This is a genomic window from Pseudomonas lundensis (genome assembly GCF_001042985.1).
GTDB classification, from domain to species: Bacteria; Pseudomonadota; Gammaproteobacteria; order Pseudomonadales; family Pseudomonadaceae; genus Aquipseudomonas; species Aquipseudomonas lundensis.
The window spans coordinates 128,329-146,550 of sequence record NZ_JYKY01000007.1; the positions used below are offsets into that span (position 1 = coordinate 128,329).

The 18,222-nt window shown below is 56.7% G+C and carries 17 protein-coding genes; 15 read left to right on the plus strand and 2 right to left on the minus strand.

Annotation, left to right across the window (positions count from 1 at the left end; genetic code table 11):
• Positions 1-59: 59 nt before the first annotated feature.
• The gene (locus TU74_RS24435; protein ID WP_014717924.1) at positions 60-230 is read left to right on the plus strand and encodes a hypothetical protein; all 171 of its coding nucleotides are present in this window, start codon (positions 60-62) and stop codon (positions 228-230) included.
• Positions 227-685 (plus strand): type II toxin-antitoxin system YafO family toxin, encoded by a 459-nt coding sequence (locus TU74_RS25075; RefSeq protein WP_048375954.1) that lies wholly within the window; start codon positions 227-229, stop codon positions 683-685. Before TU74_RS24435 ends, TU74_RS25075 begins: the two co-directional genes overlap by 4 nt.
• Before the next feature lie 105 nt (positions 686-790).
• Here the strand turns inward: TU74_RS25075 and TU74_RS08335 are convergent, their stop codons facing one another.
• On the minus strand, positions 791-1,150 hold the full coding sequence (locus TU74_RS08335; RefSeq protein ID WP_157315147.1) for an Arc family DNA-binding protein: 360 nt from the start codon (positions 1,148-1,150) through the stop codon (positions 791-793).
• A gap of 225 nt (positions 1,151-1,375) precedes the next feature.
• On the opposite strand from TU74_RS08335, the gene TU74_RS08340 reads away from it, so the two are divergent.
• From TU74_RS08340 to TU74_RS08395, 12 genes are all read left to right on the plus strand, one after another.
• Positions 1,376-2,425: a phage antirepressor N-terminal domain-containing protein gene (locus TU74_RS08340; RefSeq protein WP_082149851.1), complete on the plus strand. Its 1,050-nt coding sequence runs from the start codon at positions 1,376-1,378 to the stop codon at positions 2,423-2,425.
• A complete protein-coding gene (locus TU74_RS08345) occupies positions 2,422-2,640 on the plus strand; it encodes a hypothetical protein (RefSeq protein ID WP_048375959.1) in 219 nt (72 codons plus the stop codon). Before TU74_RS08340 ends, TU74_RS08345 begins: the two co-directional genes overlap by 4 nt.
• On the plus strand, positions 2,637-3,149 hold the full coding sequence (locus TU74_RS08350; RefSeq protein WP_048375963.1) for a KilA-N domain-containing protein: 513 nt from the start codon (positions 2,637-2,639) through the stop codon (positions 3,147-3,149). Before TU74_RS08345 ends, TU74_RS08350 begins: the two co-directional genes overlap by 4 nt.
• Before the next feature lie 95 nt (positions 3,150-3,244).
• On the plus strand, positions 3,245-3,673 hold the full coding sequence (locus TU74_RS08355; protein ID WP_048375966.1) for a hypothetical protein: 429 nt from the start codon (positions 3,245-3,247) through the stop codon (positions 3,671-3,673).
• A 59-nt stretch (positions 3,674-3,732) separates the two neighbouring features.
• Positions 3,733-4,344, plus strand: coding sequence for a tail assembly protein (locus tag TU74_RS08360; RefSeq protein WP_048376033.1), 612 nt, complete (start codon positions 3,733-3,735; stop codon positions 4,342-4,344).
• 56 nt (positions 4,345-4,400) lie between these two features.
• A complete protein-coding gene (locus TU74_RS08365) occupies positions 4,401-8,282 on the plus strand; it encodes a TipJ family phage tail tip protein (RefSeq protein ID WP_048375972.1) in 3,882 nt (1,293 codons plus the stop codon).
• A gap of 4 nt (positions 8,283-8,286) precedes the next feature.
• A complete protein-coding gene (locus tag TU74_RS08370) occupies positions 8,287-8,676 on the plus strand; it encodes a hypothetical protein (RefSeq protein WP_047274455.1) in 390 nt (129 codons plus the stop codon).
• Complete coding sequence (locus tag TU74_RS08375; RefSeq protein WP_047274458.1) at positions 8,676-9,413, plus strand: hypothetical protein; 738 nt, start codon at positions 8,676-8,678, stop codon at positions 9,411-9,413. The genes TU74_RS08370 and TU74_RS08375 overlap by 1 nt, the downstream gene beginning before the upstream one ends.
• Positions 9,414-9,424: 11 nt before the next feature.
• Entirely contained in the window at positions 9,425-10,189 is a 765-nt protein-coding gene (locus tag TU74_RS25080; RefSeq protein WP_053069984.1) for a pyocin knob domain-containing protein, read from the plus strand.
• Positions 10,190-10,747, plus strand: coding sequence for a tail fiber assembly protein (locus TU74_RS08385; protein ID WP_048375977.1), 558 nt, complete (start codon positions 10,190-10,192; stop codon positions 10,745-10,747).
• A 58-nt stretch (positions 10,748-10,805) separates the two neighbouring features.
• Positions 10,806-11,339, plus strand: coding sequence for a glycoside hydrolase family 19 protein (locus TU74_RS08390; RefSeq protein WP_047275366.1), 534 nt, complete (start codon positions 10,806-10,808; stop codon positions 11,337-11,339).
• A complete protein-coding gene (locus TU74_RS08395) occupies positions 11,336-11,842 on the plus strand; it encodes a lysis system i-spanin subunit Rz (RefSeq protein ID WP_047275364.1) in 507 nt (168 codons plus the stop codon). Before TU74_RS08390 ends, TU74_RS08395 begins: the two co-directional genes overlap by 4 nt.
• Positions 11,843-12,453: 611 nt before the next feature.
• On the opposite strand, the gene TU74_RS08400 is transcribed toward TU74_RS08395, so the two are convergent.
• Entirely contained in the window at positions 12,454-12,663 is a 210-nt protein-coding gene (locus TU74_RS08400; protein WP_047275362.1) for a hypothetical protein, read from the minus strand.
• A 737-nt stretch (positions 12,664-13,400) separates the two neighbouring features.
• Between TU74_RS08400 and TU74_RS08405 the strand changes: the two genes are divergently transcribed.
• On the plus strand, positions 13,401-18,215 hold the full coding sequence (locus TU74_RS08405) for an NEL-type E3 ubiquitin ligase domain-containing protein (RefSeq protein ID WP_048375978.1): 4,815 nt from the start codon (positions 13,401-13,403) through the stop codon (positions 18,213-18,215).
• Positions 18,216-18,222: the final 7 nt, after the last annotated feature.

Sequence of the window (18,222 nt, forward strand, 5' to 3'; positions counted from 1 at the left end):
ACCAGCTACAAAGCCGAATAGGCAGCTGAAACGCTATCGACCCAAGTAGGGCGAATCAAATGACAAATACTGAAATCCGGTTGGATGGAAAGAAATCCACGCTTAGCGCCTACGAGCGCAAGATGGCCCGTCAGCGCCCTGCTTTTCTCAATCAAGCCACGCTTGATTACATTGCTCAGGATAGTGCCGCCTATCTGATTGAATTGGGTAAGAAGTCCGGCGCTAAATGACAGCAGTCATCCTGAGCAGGAGGCTCACTCTTCTGATACCGCGACAGGAAGCGGTTTCCCTCGTTTCCGAATTTAAGCTATGGCGCGAAGGTGGTATTGGGCCAGGCGATACGTTCGGTAAAGACTCAGCTTTTAAGAAACCGAAGAGTCTAGTTGATATGGGCTTGAGGAAGGTTCATCTGGAAGAGCCTTCCGTCTCCCAAGAGTGGGACCGCGGGATACGCCGTGGGATTACAGACCCTCAGCGATTTACATCAAACCGAGTGCTCGTATATGGGCAGCTTGGTGAGATGAAGCATAACCCTTATCTGTTACTGACTATTCTTGATCCTGGGCACTCGTTCATGGAGCAGCCGGACCTTGTAAGGGGGTTGGGCGTTTTCTTTGAAACAGAGAGGCAGGATATCGGAAAATATTTCCCGTCTCCTGAGTGGATTTCAGCCGGCCCCCCATAAAACCGTTTTGCCGTGTGCCAGAACGCCCAGCCTAACCGCTGGGCTTTTTCGTTTCTGAGTATTGGTACAGGCGAGAAAAGCCCAGCGGGCCGGGCTTGGGGGAGGCTAGGTCTTAGTCTTCGCAACAGCTTTCCCGAAGGACGAGCCTGGAAGGCTGAGCAGCCTGGACTCAAGAAGATCTATTCGCTCATCGAGTAGTTTTGAAAATTCGCTCTTAACAAGAGACCTGAACTCATCCCTTTCTGATTTAAGTGCCTGGTTCTCTTTGATCAAGTTGGCCAAGACCCCAGCGGCATAGATAAAGCCGCCACTGACGGCTAGCAGCTCGTCCAGTTCAATCGTTACCTCAAGGCGTTTAAGCATCTCGTTGGACAACGATCGCGAGTTCTCGTCCGCCTTTGCGTCAAGGGTTTCCTTGAGTTCGACGGGTATCCGAAGCTTGAATTGGGGGTCTGTTCTATTCATTTTGAAATAATGGACCAAATGGGTCTTGACGTAAACGGACCCAATGGGTTCTACTTGTGTTGCACCCATTGGGTCCATCGGAGGATTTAGCATTGAGACCAAAAGCGCAATTCAAGCTTCGTTTGCCCGACGAACATAAAGACTGGGTCGAGCGGAAGGCAAAAGCTGGCTTCCATAGCATGCAAGCCGTTGTTCTAGGGCTTATTGAGGAGGCGAAGCGGAAGGATGAACAGCAAATCAAACAGGCATAAAAAAACCTCAGTGCTGGCAGGCGCTGAGGTCTTGGTTAACGAGATCAACTACCAGGAAGAAATCGTCATGAGCGATATTAGCACAGCTGTAGCGAAATCCAATGTCATCCCGTTCCGCTCGACCAAGCTGTTACTCGTTGAGCGCGACGGACAGCCTTTCGTGCCAATGAAGCCAGTAGTAGAGGGGATGGGCCTGGCCTGGCAAACCCAGCACCGTAAGCTGATGGCTGGACGCTTTGCTTCAGTTATCACCATGATGGTGACAACTGGATTTGATGGTAAGCAGTACGAAATGGCGTGCTTGCCATTGAAAAAGCTTCCGGGCTGGCTTATGTCGATTCACGCGAGCAAGGTCCGTCCCGATCTGCGCGAGAACGTGCTGGCTTATCAGGACGAGTGCGACGACGCGCTGTGGGCGTACTGGAATGAAGGTCGCGCCGTGAACCATCGCGGTCCCGATCAGGCGATGACCGTTCTCGGCCAAACCATCGGCACGGACGGATTTCACATGCTCGGAGCCGTGGTGAAGGGGAAGGTTTCTAATCTCCCTGCTCCAGCTCAGCGCCGCGCTACCGCAAAGATCTGGGCACAGACCCACGCCGCATTCGGCGTTCGGTCGGCAGCGGACATCCCAGCCGATCAGCTGGATTCTGCGCGTAACTTCATCGCCGCTTATGTGGTGCTTGAGGGCGAATACCTTCCGCGCGAGCCAAAATCTGAGCGGTTGAACATTCACTTCCCGATTCAGGCGCTCGCCGGCCGTCGCCAGGGGATGCTGACGGATCGTGGCGATGGTCGGGCATGGCTGGATGTTCGGCTTGAGGATGTCGGCTACCACCACGATTCGCTTTGCGAGCTGATCATCTTCGAGCTTCAGCGTGCCGGTTACGTTGTCGACGCCGCCCAATGGGAGCTCGCGACCTACCGCAATAAGCTGAGGGGGATCAGCAGCTTTGTCACCGGTTTGAATCGTGTCGTCGAAGAGCCGCATCGCTACGCGGTTGATTCGGGAGAGGCAGCATGAACTTCACCCTCAAAGCTGGCGGCCGCGCCTTGATCCTTTCCCTGGAGCGGCCAAATCTGGTCGGGCGCTCCGGCCAACTGATCCGCAAGGTCGAAGAAAACTGGCTGATGCTGGTCGAGGGCAAGCGCTACTCGGTCAGCGAGAAGACGCTGATGCCTCTGGACGGCTTTAACCCTGGCGCTCCAGGCGCAATGTGTGCGGAGGTGGCGGCATGAATACAGGAATTATTCCGTTCCACTATGAGGGGCAGGCCGTCAGCTTCAATAGTGATGGCTGGATCAATGCCACTGAAGTGGCGGCGCGTTACGGGAAGAAGCCAATCAAGTGGCTAGAGCTGGCCAGCACGAAAAACTACATGGCGGCGCTTTCTCGGCACCTCGGTTTTGATGTCCGCAATTCGGACTTCAAAATGGTCGAGGCTTCCCGGGTTCGTGGTCGCGCCGGTACTTGGCTGCATCCAAAGCTTGCGGTTGCGTTTGCCCGATGGCTGGATGACGACTTTGCGGTCTGGGCTGACCTTCATATTGATGCGCTCCTGCGTGGCGAGCTCAACGAAAAGCAACAATTTGACCGGGCATGCAAGGCCCTGAACGACGCTCAGAGCATTGCCAGCCTCAGCGGAAAAGAGCTTTCAAAGTTTCGGTGGAAAAAACCGAAGCTTGTGCATGACGTTGATTACTGGCGAGACCAATTGCAGCTCACGCTCGGCCTCGACGCAGCCTAGCCTCCCACGAACCCGAAGAACCCCGCCCATGCGGGGCTTTCGTGTTGCTCTCTCGTTGGTGATAAAGTCTCGCCACACATCAACGAGGGAACGACATGAAATTATTCATAGGGGCGATGGCCCTGGTTGCGCTGGCGGGGTGCTCGACATCTCAAGTGTCGGCGGACAAGGCCAAGCCTGTGCCGGCTGATAGGGTTTTGGCATTCTCGAAAAAGCCATCTGGACCGCACGGGACGGTTATCGTCACGCGAGATACAGGATTTGTAGGTGGTGCGTGCTACGTAGGAGTATTAGTCGATGGTAAGTTTTCAGCGCGCATCGATACTGGAGAGGTGGTTCGCTTGTACGTCCCATCCGGAGAGCACCTAATTGGGCTGTCTGGTGATGAGCGCAGCGGAGGAACGTGCGGCTGGGGTAGTTTGAGAAAGGAGCAGTCAACAATTGTTCAGGACGGAAGCGTTAAAAAATTCAGGATAGGCGGTGACACCCAAGTCGGCCTTGATATCAGGCCGACATCCATGTGACCGCTAGATCAGGCATGCAGACCACCTTCGGGTGGTTTTTTATTATCTGGAGAAAAGTAATGGCCGCACTCGCTATCGAATATCAGCCCATGACTACGATTTTGTTGTATGGGCAGCTCCGCCAGTTTGGGCGATCTTTCAGGCTTTCCGTCAGGTCGCCCGCCGAGGCAATTAAAGCTCTTTGCGTCCAGATTCCTGGTTTTGAGCGATTCATCTCAAATGCAAAATCGAGAGGCATCGAGTTCGCTATATTTCGCGGAAGCAAGAATCTCGAAGAAAAAGAGCTTAGCTACGGCGGAACTGGAGATATTCGTATTGCTCCGGTTATCTGCGGGAGTAAGCGTGGTGGTGTGCTTCAAACAGTCGTGGGTGTTGTTTTGCTAGCGGTAGGGGCGGTATTGACTTATGCCTCTGGCGGTACTGCCACACCGTTTACTTCTGGAATGATGATGATGGGCGCTTCTCTTGCGCTTGGAGGCGTGATCCAAATGCTCAGTCCCCAGGCCGGCGGTTTGAAGACCAGCGCAGCGCCTGAGAACACCCCCGGCTACGCCTTCGGCAGCGCCAAGAACACCACAGCCTCCGGCAATCCGGTCTCACTGTGCTACGGCCGTCGGCGCTGGGGTGGGGCAATCATCAGTGCTGCGATCTATGCCGAAGACCAGATGTAGACACTACCGAACGCCACGCCGCCCATGAGGCGGTTTTTTATTGCCTGGAGAAAAGCATGGGCGCAGCACAGTTAATCGATATCCACGGCGCCAAGGGCGGATCAGACAAGCCGAAGACCCCAACCGAAGCCCCGGACAGCCTGCGCTCTATTGCCTTGGCGAAAATGCTGATTGCTGTGGGTGAGGGCGAATTTGACGGAACGCCTACGGCCAAAAACATCTTTCTCGACAATACCCCGCTGCAGGACGAGCAAGGCAATCTCAACTTCCCGAATGTTAAGTGGGAGTGGCGTACTGGCTCCGTTGAGCAGCCTTACATCCCAGGCATTCCATCGGTGGAGAATGAGACCACCTTGGGCATTGAGCTGCGCAGCGGTACACCGTGGGTGAGGGCGATCAGCAATACCCAGCTTTCTGCTGTGCGTCTGCGCTTTGCCTGGCCAATGCTGCAATCGATTGATGCCAGTGGAAACATCAACGGTTACCGGATCGAATTTAAGATCGAAGTGGCCACCGATGGCGGTGCTTACAAAGAGGTGCTGAATGAAGCGGTAGACGGGAAGACCACAAGCGTTTACGAGCGCACGCGGCGCATCGACTTGCCCAAAGCTGTGAGCGGCTGGTTGCTGCGGATCACGCGCCTAACCGCCAACCAGAACAACAACAAAATCGCCGACACCATGCAGATCGCGGGCTTCACCGAGGTCATCGATGCGAAGCTGCGCTATCCGAACACCGCGCTGCTCTACATTGAGTTTTCGGCTGAGCAGTTCCGCAACATCCCGGCGGTCACGATTGAATGTGATGCACGCAAGATGTCGGTACCAAGCAATTACGATCCGCGCACCCGGAGCTACAGCGGTATCTGGGACGGCACGTTCAAACAGGCATGGACCGATAACCCGGTCTGGATGACTTACGACGTCACCGTCAACGACCGCTTCGGCCTTGGCCGGCGCATCAAGCCATGGCAGGTCGATAAGTGGGAGCTGTACCGCATTGCTCAGTATTGCGATCAGTTGGTACCAGACGGCAAAGGCGGGATGGAGCCGCGCTTTATCTGCAATCTGAACCTGCAAGGCAAGGCGGATGCCTGGACGTTGCTGCGGGATATTTCTGCAATTTACCGCGGCATGACCTACTGGGCGCAGGGCCAGGTGTTTTCGCTGTCGGATATGCCACGCGCCACTGACTTCGACTTCGCCTACACCCGCGCCAACGTGATCGATGGCAAGTTCACCTATGCCAGCGCCTCGGAGCGCACCCGTTACAGCCGGGCACTGATCAGCTACGACAACCCGGCTAACAACTACGACACTGACGTCACGGCGGTAACCGACAGCAAGTTGCAGCGCCGCTACGGCGACAATCCGCTGGAGATCAGCGCTATTGGCTGCACGCGTGAATCCGAGGCGCAGCGCCGGGGTAAGTGGGCGCTGCTGACCAATGCCAAAGACCGCGCCGTTACGTTCAGGACCGGCTTGGCCGGGCGCATTCCGCTGCCGGGTTATGTCATCCCGATTGCAGACGAGTTGATTGCCGGGCGGCCGGTTGGCGGGCTTGTGTCTGCTGTAGCAGGCAAGGTCATCACGCTGGATCGCGACACTTCGGCCAAGCCAGGCGACCGTCTGATTCTCAACCTTCCCGACGGCAAGTGTGAGGGCCGAACCATTCAACTGGTCAGCGGCCGCAAACTCACGGTGACCACGGCTTACTCCGTTGCGCCTGAATCCGAGCTGGTCTGGTGCCTGGATGCCGATGATTTGGCGGTACCGCTTTACCGGGTTACCAGCGTGTCGCGGCCGGAGCCTGGCGTATTTGAAATCTCGGCCGTGCAGTACGACCCGAGCAAGTTCGCGCATATCGACACTGGGGCCCGACTGGAAGAGCGCCCGATCAGCGTAATCCCAATCACTGTGGTTCCGGCACCGGCCAGCGTGGCGCTGACGTCGAGTTCGTCGGTTGCCCAAGGCTTGGCCGTGACCACCATGACCATTGCCTGGGCGTCGGTACCCGGCGCAGTCGCCTATGACGTGGAGTGGCGTAAAGACAATGGCAACTGGATCAAGGTGCAGCGCACCGGCTCATCCAGTGTTGAGGTACCTGGTATTTACGCTGGCGCTTATTTGGCTCGGGTGCGTGCGGTCAGTGCATTTGAAATTTCGTCCATCTGGAGAAACTCGCAACTGACGCAATTGAAAGGCAAGGAAGGCTTGCCGCCTGCCATCACACACCTGACCACAGAAAGCCTGGTCTACGGCATCCGCCTGAACTGGGGTTTCCCACCTGGCGCCGAAGACACCCAGCGCACTGAGATCTGGCAGAACAAGGCCAATGACCTGCAGTCCGCAATAAAGCTTGGCGACTACGCCTACCCGCAGGCCCGACACGAACTGCAAAACATCGTGCCCGGGACCAGCCTGTTTTTCTGGGCGCGGCTGGTGGACCGCACCGGCAATGTCGGGCCGTGGTTTCCGGAGAAGTTCGGGGTCAATGGCCAGCCGAGTTCGGACCAGACGGAGTACGAGAAGTACTTTGCGGGGAAAATCGGCACGGGCGCGCTTTACCCGGAGTTGAAGAAGGACATCGAGCTCATCACCGGTGACGGGCCGGGTTCGGTCAAGGAGCTGGCTGAGCAGGTTAAAGAGCTGGGCGACAAGGTCGAAGGCCTGGTCGACACCTTCATCTACGACCCAAAACTGACCTACAAGACCGGCGAAAACGCCCGCGAAGGACGGCACATCTATCAGGCGCTGCAGGCCGTACCACTCGATACACCGCCGCCCAACCCGGCCTACTGGAAGGACATCGGCGAGATCCTCGAAACCGCCAATGGCCTGGCCTTTCAGGTCAACCAGAACACCACCAGCATCAAAGATCTCGACGGCAAGGTCACGGCGTCTGCGTCATCGCTGGAAGCCTTGCGGGCCGCGGCGCGGGGCGACACGGGCGAGGGCGAGCTGGCCGACGCCCTCAAGAGCTGGCAATCCACGGCTGAGCTGGCCGTTGAAAAGCGTGTGCGGGCCACTGAAGACGAGGCGATTTCCGAGCGTGTGACCACGTTCGGTGCGCAGGTCGGGGAGAACAAGGCCGGGCTTTCGAGCCTTGAAAAGGTCGTGGCCACCAATGATTCAGTCGCTGCCAAGCGCATCACGGAACTGAAAGGCGAGCTGAGCGATGTCGGTTCAGGCGTGACGGGTAACACTCAGGCGCTGGAAACACTCAGCGGTGAAATATCTCGTATAGATGGGGCGGTTGTAGCAACGGCCAGCAGCCTGGAATCACTACGAGCAGACGCGCGAAGTGACACAGGCGAGGGGGATTTGGCGGGTGCTTTGGAAGCCTGGAGCTCAACAGCCAACTTCGCGCTGGAGAAAAAGGTGCGCGCTACGGCGGAAGAAGCCTTGGCGATGAAAACTGAGCAGCTGCAAGTCAACCTCAATCAAACCACGGCTTCCGTGGAGCAGGTCAGCAAGGCCGTGGTCGATGTGAATGGGCGGGTGTCGGCCCAAACCACGATCAAGGCCGAAACCATCGTGGGCGGGCGCAAGGTCATGGCGGGTCTCGCGCTGGGTTCTGATGGGGACACCTCGGAGATTCTGGCCTTTGCGCAACGCTTCGCCATCATCGACGAAGTCACTGGGCAGCTCAGAACACCCTTTGTGGTGCAGGGCGGTCAGGTGTTCATCAACTACGCGATGATCGATACGGCGTTCATTCAGAACCTGGTGCTGGGGATGACGCTGCGATCCAGCGCTTTGAATGCCAAGGGCTTGCCGTTGCTGGAAATCAATATTCCACAAGGAATGCTGACCCTGCGCAGCCCTGGAGCAGGCGGCTCTACGACGCTCAATAACAACGGACTGCTTGTGCAGGATGAAGATGACAGCGTTCGTCTGCGGGCAGGGAATCTAACGCTACTGAAGGCCGGAGGCTGAAGTCATGATTTATGGGTTAGAAGTGCTCGATGCGAAAGGCGTGCAGACGCTGGGGATGGAGGATTTCACCATTCAGAGACTGGCCACCATGACCATCCCTGCAAGTCGAAGTGGTGGGCTTGGCATTAGGGGTGATTACATCCTCATTAATGTGGATGGCTATGATCCCGCCACATGCTTCGTGACCATTACACCCAAAGCGTACTCCCCGTACCCACAAGGTGCGGGGCAGGCGTACTGGGGGTGTGTGCCGACTTACAAAGACCTCGGTGGAACGCAGATAGGGATCATCACGTATGGCAATTACTTTGAAGTAGACTACAAGGGGGATTGGATATTCAAGTGGAAGTCCGAAGTGGTTGAAAGTGTTGTCGAAGTGGTGAGGGTTATTTAATGAGCTACGGCCTGTCTGCGACAAATAACGGCGGTTCCGTTGTAATCAGCAGCGATTATAAAACCTTAGTGTTTTCTGAGAGAGGGAATTTCCAGATACTGTCTCGCTACTCAGATGGTGAGGGGTATGGGGCAGTTACATTTGTAAAACCGATCCAGACACAAGAGCCGCCTCAAATATTTGTCAGGTGCATTTCCGCATCCCACCCGGCGTTATCGTTTTATACAAGGGTGCTCGGAAGTCCCGGTAACTGGACAGGCTTTAGCGTAGTGAGTGCGGCTCTTGGCGGTGGGGTGGTGCAAAATTTCAACCTTGAATATGTATCGTGTAAATACTCTGATAAAAAGAGTGTTGATGAGTATGGGCTTGAGATATACGACGCTCAAGAGGGGGTAGTCTATACATCCAGTGACAGGGTAGTGAGGTTCGGTAAGTTTACGAAGAACTGGACCTATGTGCCTCCCCAAGTCGCCTACGGGCTGGTAGCTGTTTTTAATAGCAACCTACCTTTGGCTCACGATGACTTTATCAGTATATCCAGTGTGGATCGGGGTAATGCATGGTTCATGGGGTCGGTGGATTATGCGGGGCTAAGGATCAGGGAGGGCGGCGCCCCTGTGATTAAAATATTAACTAACTTAAATCGTACCGATATCGGTCTATTTCAAGGCACAGCAGGCTCGGCCTTTTCGATACCGGTATGTAAGTTTCCAATTGAGCGTTACTACAATGATTAAGGAAGTAGCCTATGCCTTGGTATAAAGCCGGGACTGTTAAAACCACCAACAACAGCAACGCCATTATCGGAACGGGCACGGCTTTTATTGCGAACGCACGAACGGGTGATGCGTTTCGCGGCCCGGATGGTGCGTGGTATGAGGTCACCAACATCGCCAGCGATACGGCCTTGTCGATTTCTCCAAACTATCAAGGGCCCACCGTCGCTGCCGGCGGCTATGCGCTCGCGCCCATGCAGGGGTATGTCAAAGACCTGGCTGACCAGGTGAGGGCGATCGTTCAGCAATGGGGCGCGACCTTGGCAGGGTTGGGGCCTTTGTCCAGCGTAAGCATTGCTCCGATTGCCAATGGCGGCACGGGCTCAAACTCTGCAGCGGGTGCTCGTACAGCCCTGGGGCTGGGGACCGCAGCGACTGCAAACCTCACAAGCTCTCCCGAGGATTACGGGGCAGGTAAAGTGTTGCAGGTCGGTGCCCTGGGCTGGAACGGTGGTAACTCCTTGGCCCAGTCTGCATCGGGTGACGCGAATTTGTTGGGGCGCTCAGGGATCTATCTCTACTCCAACGGGGGTCAGAACGTGCCCGCTGGTGTGTTCCCGCATGTCCGGCTCACAACAGCCGCGCCCGGGTACCAGACCCAAGAGGCGATTTCATCGTCTCCAAATCCTCGATACATGATGCGCAATCAATATGGTGGCTCGTTCTCCCCATGGGTTGAGTTCTACCACTCTGGTAACACCACCCGCGCCGCCGACGGCACACTGAAGGCTATTTAAATGACGACTCGTGCAGCTATCAACATTCTCGGCTCCACCGGTGAAATCATCGACATCACATCGCTGGGCGTGAGCACCATCGAATCGAAGCGAGAAAGCCCCGGTATTTACCAACTGATCGGAACGCAGGGCATGGCCAGGGCGCCAGAGGGGTGGGGCTATGTCGTCAACCAGATGGACGTGGATAAAACCGTGGCCATCTCCTATGACGAGCAGGTGCTGCGCGTCTGTGTGTCCCTGGACGACAAGCCTACCGACCTGAGCCACAGCATTACCTTGCACGTGGCCGTCGATGAGCTACCAGTCTCATCCATGCCACCCCCTGAGCAGGTGCCTGACATGGATCCAGCCCAAGAGGCCCAGCGCGAATACACTCACTTGCGCGCCATCGCCGACTACGCTATCGCCCCGCTTCAGGATGCTGTCGATATCGACGAAGCCTCAGAAGAAGACGCCGTCCGGCTCAAAGCCTGGAAGAAATACCGCGTGGCGCTTAATCGTGTGTTTGAACAGAGTGGGTACCCAGACGCCATCGATTGGCCGTTGGCGCCAGAGTAAGCCCGGCCGTTATCCCGAACCCCGCCGAGTGCGGGTATTTTTTTGCCCGGAGAAAGCCATGCCCATCACCACGCAGCAACTGTTGCAGATCCTCCCAAACGCCGGCCAATCAGCCGGCGTTTTTGTTTCTGTCTTAAACTCCGCCATGAACCGGTATCAGATCGTCGGCCCGAAGCGTGTCGCCGCCTTCATCGCCCAAATTGGTCACGAATCGGGCCAGCTCAAATACGTCAAAGAAATCTGGGGGCCTACCACTGCTCAAGCCCGATACGAAGGCCGCGCTGATCTGGGCAACACTCAGCCGGGTGACGGCTCCAAGTATCGCGGCCGTGGCCTGATCCAGATCACGGGCCGCGCCAACTACAACGCGTGCGGCGAAGCGTTGGGCCTGGACCTGCTCAGCAAGCCAGAACTGCTGGAGCTGCCGCAGCACGCCGCGATGTCGGCGGCTTGGTTCTGGTCTATGAAAGACCTGAACACGCTGGCGGACAAGGGAGATTTCGTGAAGATCACTCGGCGCATCAACGGTGGGCTCAACGGCCAGGCCGACCGCCAGGGGCTGTACGACAAGGCGCTGAAGGTGCTGGCATGACGCCCGGTCAAGTCCTGGCCGCTATCCTGCTGGCGCTCGCCATCGGATTTGGCGGTGCCTGGCAGGTGCAGGACTGGCGCATGGGCGAGCGACTGGCCGTGCAGGACGGCTTGCACCAGTCGGACCTGACAGCTATCGGCAATGCCGCGGCCGCCCAGGCCCGTATCGAGCAGGACAAGCGCCTGGGCCTAGAAGGCCGTCTTCAATCTATAGACGAAGCGCATTTCAAGGAATTTAGTGATGCACAGAAAAATATTTCAAGGCTGCGTGATCGCCTTGCCACTGCTGATGTGCGGCTGTCAGTCCTTATCGACGCCACGGATTCAGCCAGTGGCTGCAACGTGCCTTCCACCACCAGCGCCGTCGGCGTGGTTCATGCAGCCCGTCGAGCCCAACTTGACCCAGCGCATGCTCAACGAATTATCGCCATCACCGACGCCGGCGACCAAGGACTGATCGCGTTACGGGCGTGCCAGGCGTACGTCAGGGCTGTGTTGCGTTAAGCTAGACCGAATGGATTGAATCGCGCACAAGGAAAGGCTATGGGTCAGGATTTTGTAGGGCTGGGAGTGCTGCTGGTCATCGCCTGGATGGTTGCCATTGCGCTTATTATTTACGTAGCGGCCAAGTAGAAAAGCAAAGCCCCGGAGGTTCGCGGCTCCAGGGCTTCTATTTTCGCCTCCATCCCTTAATGGCTGACGAACGTGGCTGGGAGATTACCAGCGACTTTCGGATATTTCACTACGACTATAGGAGATTGTAATCGGTCGGCGGGACGTCGGGGGTGGGTGTTTCAGGCATGGATCGAAAGATGCGCACGTTACTTACTGAGCGCCGGCAGCAGATCGGATAAAAAAAGGAGAGTCGTTGCGGCGGTGAGCTGCCAGTAACACGCGATCAAGGTCTGATCGCGCTCTAAGGGTGCCGGGCTTATGATGGCGCACAGAGTCGGCTACGCTGAGTTGGTCGGCCTACAGTGAGAGCCATCAACATCCATCCAAACGGGAAGGACCTTGTGGATAAAAGACTGGCGGGGCTATCGTTCTTGTTGACTCTCTGCTGGGTAATTGCGGTGATTGACGTTATGTGGCTCTTCAGCTGAGCTGTCTGCCTATCACTCAGGAGTCATCAGGACAGCAAGAGTTAGCTTGATGAATTCGTCATTGTAATCAAGTATTTCTAGTGCGCCACGGACGTTTGCTGTTGCTTCGACGCCGCCGTGTCGCTCGACCCATTGCGCGAGTTCCATGATGGCGGCTCCTAGGGCGACTTGGTTTTCGTTGAACTTGGAAAAAAGGGTAGGTAGTAAATCTGAATTAGGCATGTCTGTTCCTCGGTTGAATGAACAGCGTAGCAGTAGGTGTACAGCGGGTATTTGATATAGGTCGGCAGGACGCCGGGGGAGGATGGATCTCGTACCACTTTTTGTACCAACTGATGTTCCCTTGAGGGACTCTCCGGGGCCTCAGAAGGCGCTGAAACCCCTTGTCTAGCGCCTTTGAAATACTCCAGCTAATCCGCACATACTGCTTGAACCCTTTTAAATCGGGGCCTTTCACGCTACTGCCGGGTTGCGGTACGCACTGGGCACCGTGTTGCAGGATGTTCAGCGTGTACAGCCCGCACCCCGTCATGGAGCAGTGGCTGCGTGTTGCACCGGTTAAAAGCACGGTCTGCTGGCGTGGATCAAGTCGGGCGATAGACATCAAACACACCCTGGCACACGTGTGCCGGGTGTCATGCATCCTGCGGTGCCTCACACCCAGCGTGCGCAGTGCTAACAACCAGTAGCGTTCAGGCCCTGTTTTGGATCGGACGTAATGCTCTGACCTGTCTCCCGATCCTTCCGGCGCGAATACACAGTCAGAGCGCGCCGCTGTGAGTGACATGGTTTTTGTGAGTCCCTGAAAAGCGTGATCGTTCAAAAAAATTACAAATGGTCGTTTTCTGAAGGCCGTGAACGCGTACTCAAACATCAGCCGGTCATATTTATTTAGGTCATTAGGCAGGGGTTGCAGGGATAGGTTGGTGAGCTTATTCGACCTAGGCAGAGCTGTTGATATGACCGATACCCTCGCAACGTTGCCCCTTGATGCACGCGATTCAACCCTGAGTGATCTGCAGCCCCTTGAACTGGTACGCGGGCACATGCCCAAGTGGCTGCTGGATGCTCCGGCGAACACCCTCAAGGCGCTGAATACCGCCATGGCCCAGAGCCGTGCTTACCATGCCGTGTCAGGGCAGCGTTTTTCCGAGCTGGAAGGCATCGAAGCGTATTGCGCCCCGTTGCTTGAGGCTGAAGTCAAACGCAGGTTCGGCAATGTGCTCGACATTTTTCATGACCATCTGCATGTGGCACACGTGCACCTGATGACAGATGACACGCTGCTGGGCACGCTTCGTCATTACACCGTACTCGATGAACCCAAAACCCTGCTGTGGGCGGCCCTGCAAAATTTTTCGGAAGGCGAGGCCCTGCCCGGCGGTTTTAGCCCGCAAAGTCGAATCCGTCTGGCACGTTACCCAGGGACGGCGAGCCCTGTTCATCCTCACCAATTCGCCGCCTTGAGCCGTGAACTGAACCTGGGACTCAAATATCAGCAGTATTTGCAGGCGTTTTTGGGTGTTGCCCCCACGGGGGCGTCTGAACAAACGGACGCTCACGCCCAAACTGTGTCCAATCTGCGTGTACTCAAGCGTTATGACATGGAGGTGGATGCCCACATTGCGCACCTGAAAAACAACCTCAGCGACACGGCCTATCATGCCCTCGTGGGGTTGTTGTCGCAGAGTGCTGACCCCAGAGGACGAGGCAGCCCCACGCTTGACGGCAACGCGTTAGTACAAAGCTCGCTGTCGATACTGGACACCGTGATTGACGGTGTGGTGATTTTTTCGGCCCATCCACCGTTGTTGCACCCCAATGAACGCGTGCTGGTTTACATCCCCAACGACCCGGTTTCACCGTTCTTTGAGTTCAACTCATTGCAGGTGTTTATTGAAGAGTTGCAGGTGCGCCTCAAACGGTCGGAGTACGTGGATTTCTTCTCGCGTTTCGTCGCACTTGGCGCAAGGCCCGGCTTTTTGCAAAAGGTTAAGGCCGCCCCTCAATGGCTGGCGCTGGTGACCTCACCGCTGCGCGTGAGCGCCGCGCATTATCTGTGTACGGTTCAGTTGAAAAACATGTTTGCCGATGCCCGGGTGTTGGCCGTGCCGACGGGGGTGCTGGACGAGCAGGAACGCGAGCAAAAGTGGCAGCTCTATCAGAGCGTCGGCCTGTTTATCGTTAACGTGGCGTCGTTGTTTGTCCCGGTGCTAGGGGGTGCCATGCTGGCCGTTGCGGTAGGACAAATGCTCTCAGAAGTGTATGAAGGCGTTGATGACTGGGCGCATGGTGATGTTGATCATGCGCGCGAGCACCTGTTGAACGTCGCACTGGACATCGTGACCACGGCTGCCACCGTGGTCGGGGGCGTGGTGGTCAAAAAGGTCGCCAGCCGCTTGAGCGAGACCACCACCGCCTTTTTTGAAGATTTCGAACCCATTCGCCGCGAAGACGGCACGGCGCGGTTATGGAACAAGCAGCTTGAGCACTATGCCTATACCGGGGCGGCCGAGCACCGCCAGCACACGCGCGATGCAACCGGTTTTTTCAAGGTCGATGGCAAGCAACTGGTCACCGTGGATGGCAAACACTATGCCGTCGAACACGATGGATCCGCCAGGCAGTGGCGCATCGTCCACCCGCGTCGGCCAAAGGCATTCAAGCCCGGGCTTTTGCACAATCAGCAAGGGGCATGGCAGCACGCGCACGAACGTCCCCTTGAGTGGCAGGGCAGTGGGGTGCTGATAGGGCGATTGGGGCACGGTTCGACAGGTCTGGATGAATCGACGCTGGAGCAGATTCGTGCGTTGACAGGGACAGAAGCCGATGTAATGCGTCGTGTGCATCTGGAAAACCTGAAGCCGCCCCCGATGTTGAACGTCAGCCTCAAACGCTTCGAGATGGACCGCCAGATCACCGGGTTTATCGAACAGATGAGGGCGGGGGGGTACACACAGCCCAAGTGGGCGGATTTGCAACTGAGCCTGCTGCCGCACTTGTCGGGTTGGCCCGAAGGCAAAGGGCTGGTGCTGGTCAATGGGGCGGGAGGCTCCCACCTTGAGTACGGCGTTGTGGAAGGGGAACGCCCCGACCTTGTCACTCTCACGCACACGGCGCTTGAACAAGGCAAGGTGCTTGAGACGGTGCTGGCGGCGCTGTCCCCAGAGCAAGTGAAGACGTTGCTGGGCAGCGACATCTCGGTGTCGCCCCTCCCTGTCGCAGCCTTGTCCAACGCCTTGAGTGCTTATGCCAGTGATAATCGGGCGGCCTTGTTTGAGCGCCTCTACGCACGTTTCAATGTGTCCGATTCCGCGCTGGTCACACCCATTGAAACGGCTTTTTCCGGGCTGCCAAAACCGGTGGCCCAGTCGCTGGTCGAGTCGGCCACCGATGTTGAACGCGATACGTTGCGCACCGGTAAGGTGCCCTTGCCGCTGGCTGAACACGCCCGTGCCTACCTGCGTGACGGGCGTTTGAATCGCGCGTTTGAAGGCTTTTACCTGACCTCCCACATACCGAACGCCATCGATACCAATCGTCTGGCCGGTCATTTTCTCGGTCAGATGCCCCATTGGCCGGTCAGTGCCTCATTTGAACTGCGCGATGCTTCTCCTTTGGGTGCGGTATTGCAACGGTGGGGGCGCTCTACACAACCGACGCGCTTGCTGGTCAAAACACAACACGGTTATCAGCGGTATGCACTTAAAGACAAGCGTTATGCCCTGGAACCGGGTGAGGATGCGCTGTTGTCAGGTGCGGTTTTCAAGTTGTTGAACAATCGCGAGCGCGAGGCGTTAGGGTTCTCGACAGCCAATGACGCGCCTGCTTTTAACGCAGTGTTGGGTTCAGTGGCGGTCAGTCAGCGTGAAGCATCCGCACACGCGTTGGGTATGCAATCGATCAAACCGCAATTCAAACCGCCGGTGCGCATGCTCGACGGTCAAATCGGGTATCCGCTTTGCGGGTTGGATCAGGGGCGTTATGCCCAGTCGTTACAACGCCGGGTGCGCGATCTGTACCCTGAATTTGCCGACCATCACGTGCAGGCGTACCTGGATTCCATCACCGAGAGCCAGCTTGAACCGCTGGTTTATCTGCGGGCACGCAAGCGGCAGAGGAAAATACTGCGTCAGGCGCTTCAGGCGTGGATTGATGCAGCCCCTCTGGACATGGCCGGTGCCCCCGCTTTGCACGATTACCCGGAAAGCCGGTATCAGGCATCGCGCATGATTCAACGCAGTTGGCGTAAAGATCCGACCCACATGCCCTGGATCGGTCGTCATCAAACCTATGAGTTGAATCTTGACGGCTTGCGCGTGGGCAATATGCCCAGATTGCCCACGCAGATCGATTTCAGCCACATCACGGATTTGAACCTCAGCAACATGGATTGCCGTCATAACGCTGACACGTTCCTTGAGTCGTTCACGGGGCTGAGGTCGTTACAGATGGACCATAACCGACTGGTGAATCTGCCCTCGCAATTGAAGACTATGCGGCAGTTACGACAGCTTTCACTGGCACACAACCTGTTGTACTTCACGGCAGAAGACACCGCTGTACTGGGTTCACTGCATGTGCTTGAAACGTTGAATCTCAATGACAATCTGCTGGGCCCCTCGCTGGATCTGAGTGAACTGCCGTACTTGCGCCGGGTGTATCTGCGCCGCACCTGGATTGAGCAGTGGCCAATGGGGCTGCTCTCGCGGCCCATGCTGGAAGCGGCCGATCTGCGAGAAAATCAGTTGGTGGATATTCCCGAACTGATTTATCAGGCCTCTGCCACGGTCACGCGTAATATTTCCTTGTCGGGCAACCCATTGTCAGCAGCGACCCGCTTGCGCCTTTCACGCTTTGTCGCCCAGGACGGTGGCAGCAGCTTCGGGATCAACACGGAGACCTTGATGAGTGAAACGGCGGCTTTTGATTTCTGGACCACCGGTATCACCAATCATGAGTTGGTGCGACGTGAGGCACTCTGGGCCGAGTTGAAAACAGACCCGTCTTCAGAAGACTTCTTCACGGTGATTGGCCGTCTGACCTCAACCGCAGATGCCCAGACCGTGCGCCAGGACTTGAGCCGCCGGATCTGGGAGATGATTGAGGCGGCCAACCGAAATCACACGCTGCGTCGCGACTTGATGAATATCGCCGCGGCGCCGCGCAGTTGCACAGACAGTGTTGCCCTGACTTTCAGCGCATTGGAGGTGACCATGCAACTGGCCAAGCTGAGTGCTGGCGGGTCAGCGCAGGAATCCGACCTGCTGAACTTCGCCACGGGTCTGTTCAGGCTCGATCAAGTGGGCAAAGTGGCCAGTGATGCGTGTGAGGCGCGATTGACTGCAGGAGGCCCTGCTCCCGATGAGGTGGAAGTCCATCTGGCTTACAGGATTGGCTTAAGTCAGGCCCTGAACCTGCCTGATCAGCCTCGCAGCATGCCCTTTAAAGAGATTGCCGGTGTCAGGCAAGCGGACCTGGACGCTGCCAAAGAGCGGGTTGAAGCCGCCGAAAAAACACCAGCGTTAGGTGAATTTGTCAGCAGCACCGAGTTCTGGCGTGAGCATTTGATTCGAAAATATCAGTCTGAATTTTCTCAGCTGACGGCCCCGTATTTTGAGCAATTGAGTGAATTGCTGCGCAACTCCCCGGAAATGAACAGTGAACGCTACCTCAGGTTGGTGAATGAGGTTCGTGCCGCAATGGACACGGCCGTTGACGGGTGGAGCCTGGCCAAAACACAGGCCATATTGCCAGCGCCCCCGTCCCGTTGAGGGGCGG

Coding starts and splice junctions, on each gene's coding strand:
- TU74_RS24435 (WP_014717924.1), top strand. CDS start 60: ATGACAAATACTGAAATCCGGTTGGATGGAAAGAAATCCACGCTTAGC.
- TU74_RS25075 (WP_048375954.1), top strand. CDS start 227: ATGACAGCAGTCATCCTGAGCAGGAGGCTCACTCTTCTGATACCGCGA.
- TU74_RS08335 (WP_157315147.1), bottom strand. CDS start 1,150: ATGAATAGAACAGACCCCCAATTCAAGCTTCGGATACCCGTCGAACTC.
- TU74_RS08340 (WP_082149851.1), top strand. CDS start 1,376: ATGAACAGCAAATCAAACAGGCATAAAAAAACCTCAGTGCTGGCAGGC.
- TU74_RS08345 (WP_048375959.1), top strand. CDS start 2,422: ATGAACTTCACCCTCAAAGCTGGCGGCCGCGCCTTGATCCTTTCCCTG.
- TU74_RS08350 (WP_048375963.1), top strand. CDS start 2,637: ATGAATACAGGAATTATTCCGTTCCACTATGAGGGGCAGGCCGTCAGC.
- TU74_RS08355 (WP_048375966.1), top strand. CDS start 3,245: ATGAAATTATTCATAGGGGCGATGGCCCTGGTTGCGCTGGCGGGGTGC.
- TU74_RS08360 (WP_048376033.1), top strand. CDS start 3,733: ATGGCCGCACTCGCTATCGAATATCAGCCCATGACTACGATTTTGTTG.
- TU74_RS08365 (WP_048375972.1), top strand. CDS start 4,401: ATGGGCGCAGCACAGTTAATCGATATCCACGGCGCCAAGGGCGGATCA.
- TU74_RS08370 (WP_047274455.1), top strand. CDS start 8,287: ATGATTTATGGGTTAGAAGTGCTCGATGCGAAAGGCGTGCAGACGCTG.
- TU74_RS08375 (WP_047274458.1), top strand. CDS start 8,676: ATGAGCTACGGCCTGTCTGCGACAAATAACGGCGGTTCCGTTGTAATC.
- TU74_RS25080 (WP_053069984.1), top strand. CDS start 9,425: ATGCCTTGGTATAAAGCCGGGACTGTTAAAACCACCAACAACAGCAAC.
- TU74_RS08385 (WP_048375977.1), top strand. CDS start 10,190: ATGACGACTCGTGCAGCTATCAACATTCTCGGCTCCACCGGTGAAATC.
- TU74_RS08390 (WP_047275366.1), top strand. CDS start 10,806: ATGCCCATCACCACGCAGCAACTGTTGCAGATCCTCCCAAACGCCGGC.
- TU74_RS08395 (WP_047275364.1), top strand. CDS start 11,336: ATGACGCCCGGTCAAGTCCTGGCCGCTATCCTGCTGGCGCTCGCCATC.
- TU74_RS08400 (WP_047275362.1), bottom strand. CDS start 12,663: ATGCCTAATTCAGATTTACTACCTACCCTTTTTTCCAAGTTCAACGAA.
- TU74_RS08405 (WP_048375978.1), top strand. CDS start 13,401: ATGACCGATACCCTCGCAACGTTGCCCCTTGATGCACGCGATTCAACC.